The organism is Kaistia defluvii (assembly GCF_026343955.1).
Taxonomy (GTDB): domain Bacteria; phylum Pseudomonadota; class Alphaproteobacteria; order Rhizobiales; family Kaistiaceae; genus Kaistia; species Kaistia defluvii.
Genome location: NZ_JAPKNI010000020.1, coordinates 2,501 through 5,458, shown reverse-complemented (window position 1 = coordinate 5,458; position 2,958 = coordinate 2,501). Strand labels below are relative to the sequence as shown.

Sequence of the window (2,958 nt, the reverse complement as noted above, 5' to 3'; positions counted from 1 at the left end):
TCGAAGATTTTTCTGTGCTTTGCAGGCCTGGCAGCGACCTACTCTCCCGTGTCTTAAGACAAAGTACCATTGGCGCAGAGGAGTTTAACGGCCGAGTTCGGAATGGGATCGGGTTCAGGCTCCTCGCCATGACCACCAGGCCGGCGAAGCACAGAAACTGGTTTTTGCGTCAGCGATGTTCATCTCGCATGTCGGTGTTCTCTTGGAGATCACCTGGGATGAGCATGGATTAATGAGAATGATCAAGCCAATCGAGTTATTAGTACCGGTAAGCTACATGCGTTGCCGCACTTCCACACCCGGCCTATCAACGTGGTGGTCTACCACGACTCTCAAGGGAATACTCGTTTTGAGGTGGGTTTCCCGCTTAGATGCTTTCAGCGGTTATCCCGTCCGTACATAGCTACCCTGCAATGCGGCTGGCGCCACAACAGGTCCACCAGAGGTACGTCCATCCCGGTCCTCTCGTACTAAGGACAGATCCTCTCAATATTCCTACACCCACGGCAGATAGGGACCGAACTGTCTCACGACGTTCTGAACCCAACTCACGTACCACTTTAATCGGCGAACAGCCGAACCCTTGGGACCTTCTCCAGCCCCAGGATGTGATGAGTCGACATCGAGGTGCCAAACGATGCCGTCGATATGGACTCTTGGGCATCATCAGCCTGTTATCCCCAGAGTACCTTTTATCCGTTGAGCGATGGCCCGTCCACGTGGGACCACCGGATCACTATGGCCGACTTTCGTCTCTGCTCGACTTGTCAGTCTCGCAGTCAGGCGGGCTTATGCCATTGCACTCGACGACCGATTTCCGACCGGTCTGAGCCCACCATCGCGCGCCTCCGTTACACTTTGGGAGGCGACCGCCCCAGTCAAACTACCCACCATGCACGGTCCCGGATCCGGATGACGGACCGCGGTTAGACATTCATATTCACAAGGGTGGTATTTCAAGGATGGCTCCACACGAGCTGGCGCCCATGCTTCAAAGCCTACCACCTATCCTACACATGCAAACACGAATGCCAGTGCAAAGCTATAGTAAAGGTTCATGGGGTCTTTCCGTCTGACCGCGGGAACCCCGCATCTTCACGGGGAATTCAATTTCACTGAGTAGGTGCTGGAGACAGCGGGGAAGTCGTTACGCCATTCGTGCAGGTCGGAACTTACCCGACAAGGAATTTCGCTACCTTAGGACCGTTATAGTTACGGCCGCCGTTTACCGGGGCTTCGATTCAAAGCTTGCACCTCTCCTCTTAACCTTCCGGCACCGGGCAGGCGTCAGACCCTATACGTCGCCTTACGGCTTCGCAGAGCCCTGTGTTTTAGGTAAACAGTCGCTACCCCCTAGTCTGTGCCCCCCCGCCCTGGTTGCCCAAGACGAGGGCCTCCTTCTCCCGAAGTTACGGAGGCAATTTGCCGAGTTCCTTCAGCACCATTCTCTCAAGCGCCTTGGTATACTCTACCAGTCCACCTGTGTCGGTTTAGGGTACGGTCTGTACGCGGGAGCTATTTCCTGGAACCCCTTCGCTGCAGCACCAATCCAGTAAGGCACTACAACACACGGGATTCGTCACTACCCGCAGGCTGGGGAATATTCACCCCATTCCCATCGACTACGCCTTTCGGCCTCGCCTTAGGAGCCGGCTAACCCTGCGCAGATTAGCTTTACGCAGGAACCCTTGGACTTTCGGCGACAGTGTCTCTCACACTGTTTGTCGTTACTCATGTCAGCATTCGCACTTCCGATACCTCCAGAAGCTCTCACGAGTCTTCCTTCACAGGCTTACGGAACGCTCCGCTACCACTTGACCTTGCGGTCAAATCCGCAGCTTCGGCACATGGCTTGAGCCCCGTTACATTGTCGGCGCAGGAACCCTTATTTAGACCAGTGAGCTGTTACGCTTTCTTTAAATGATGGCTGCTTCTAAGCCAACATCCTGGTTGTTTTGGGATCCCCACATCCTTTCACACTTAGCCATGATTTGGGGGCCTTAGCTGGCGGTCAGGGTTGTTTCCCTTTTGACGATGGACGTTAGCACCCACCGTCTGTCTGCCAGATAGTACTCTTGGGTATTCGGAGTTTGGTTAGGTTTGGTAAGACGGTAAATCCCCCTAGCCCATCCAGTGCTCTACCCCCCAAGGTATTCATCCGACGCACTACCTAAATAGTTTTCGCGGAGAACCAGCTATTTCCGAGTTTGATTGGCCTTTCACCCCTAGCCACAAGTCATCCCCGTCTTTTTCAACAGACGTGGGTTCGGTCCTTCAGTGCGTGTTACCGCACCTTCAACCTGCTCATGGCTAGATCACCCGGTTTCGGGTCTAATCCGACGAACTGAATGCCCTGTTCAGACTCGCTTTCGCTGCGCCTACGCCTATCGGCTTAAGCTTGCTCGTCAGATTAAGTCGCTGACCCATTATACAAAAGGTACGCCGTCACCCAGGACAAACCTTGGGCTCCGACTGTTTGTAGGCATCCGGTTTCAGGAACTGTTTCACTCCCCTTGTCGGGGTGCTTTTCACCTTTCCCTCACGGTACTTGTTCGCTATCGGTCGCTAAGGAGTACTTAGGCTTGGAGGGTGGTCCCCCCATGTTCAGACAGGATTTCACGTGTCCCGCCTTACTCAAGGATCCATGTTCGCATTACCCGTACGGGGCTATCACCCACTATGGCGGACCTTTCCAAGTCCTTCCGGTTGTCTCACATGAACCACTGGCCTCATCCGCGTTCGCTCGCCACTACTAGCGGAGTCTCTGTTGATGTCCTTTCCTCCGGGTACTTAGATGTTTCAGTTCCCCGGGTTCGCCTCGTACACCTATGGATTCAGTGCACGATACCCATCGCTGGGTGGGTTTCCCCATTCGGATATTTACGGATCAAAGCTTGTTCGCAGCTCCCCGTAACTTTTCGCAGCGTACCACGTCCTTCATCGCCTCTTAGCGCCAAG

General features: G+C 54.3%; 2 rRNA genes (1 of these 2 running past the window's edge). Both read right to left on the bottom strand.

The features are described from left to right. Window positions 1-25: 25 nt before the first annotated feature. Window positions 26-140: ribosomal RNA gene (rrf, locus tag OSH10_RS22885) — 5S ribosomal RNA — on the bottom strand. A gap of 98 nt (window positions 141-238) precedes the next feature. After that, window positions 239-2,958, bottom strand: a 23S ribosomal RNA gene (locus tag OSH10_RS22880); it runs 32 nt beyond the window's last position.